Origin of the sequence: Streptomyces sp. NPDC051172 (assembly GCF_040682555.1) — a bacterium.
Taxonomy (GTDB): Bacteria; Actinomycetota; Actinomycetes; order Streptomycetales; family Streptomycetaceae; genus Streptomyces.
In genome coordinates this window covers 1-1,076 of sequence record NZ_JBFBBE010000458.1, presented here as the reverse complement: position 1 = coordinate 1,076, position 1,076 = coordinate 1, and the positions used below count along the sequence as shown (strand labels likewise).

Sequence of the window (1,076 nt, the reverse complement as noted above, 5' to 3'; positions counted from 1 at the left end):
CGCAGAGCGCCGAAGGGGGTGCCGGGGGCGGTCTGCTGTTCACCCACGTCGACGCGGCCGGTGTCGCGCACAACCCCATGGAGCCCATCGAGGAGTTCAGCCGACTGGCCGCCGAGATCGGCGTCGTGCTCCTGCTGCTCATGCTCGGCGTGGAGTACTCGGCCCGTGAGCTCTTCGGCGGGTTGCGCGGCTCCTGGCGGGCCGGCGTGCTGGACATCGTCCTGAACTTCACCCCCGGCGCGGCGGCCGGGCTGCTGCTCGGCTGGGGGCCGGTGGGCGCCCTCGTGCTGGGCGGCATCACCTACATCTCCTCCTCCGGCATCATCGCGAAGGTCCTCAGCGACCTCGGCCGCGTCGGCAACCGCGAGACCCCCGTGCTGCTGTCCGTGCTCGTGTTCGAGGACCTGGCCATGGCGGTCTACCTGCCCGTGATGACGGCGCTCGCGGCGGGCACCGCCTTTGTCTCCGGTCTGAAGGCGGCGGGCGTCGCGCTCGTCGTCGTCGCCCTCGTGCTGGGGGCGGCGGTGCGGTACGGTCCCGAGATCTCGCGGCTGCTGCACTCGGACGAGCAGGAGAACTTCCTGCTCACGGTGCTGGGGCTGGCGCTCGTCGTCGCAGGCGTGGCCGGGGCGCTGCAGGTCTCGGCGGGTGTGGGCGCGTTCCTGCTGGGCATCGCGATCTCCGGAGCGGCCGCCAAACAGGCCCGCGCCGTGCTCGAGCCGCTGCGCGACCTCTTCGCCGCCCTGTTCTTCGTGCTGTTCGGCATGAGCGTGGATCCGCGCACCCTGCCGCCCGTGCTGCTGGCCGCGCTGGCCCTGGCCCTCGTCACGGCCGCCACGAAGGTGGCCACGGGCTACCTCGCCGCGCGCGGGGCGGGGATCGGCGTGGCCGGCCGCTGGCGCGCGGGGGCGGCCCTGACGATCCGCGGGGAGTTCTCCATCGTGATCGCCGGGCTCGCCGCGTCGGCGGGTGACGTGCCACCGGAGATGACCGCGTTCGCGACGGCCTATGTGCTCGCCCTGGCGGTCGCCGGGCCGGTGCTCATGCGGTACGCGGACGCGTTCGGTCGCTCTCGC

The 1,076-nt window shown here is 73.5% G+C and carries 1 protein-coding gene; it reads left to right on the top strand.

Translation table 11 applies throughout. From position 1 onward, the window contains the following. Positions 1–1,076 (top strand): cation:proton antiporter (locus AB0N07_RS51915; RefSeq protein WP_365848092.1); only part of this gene is annotated, 1,076 nt, incomplete at both ends.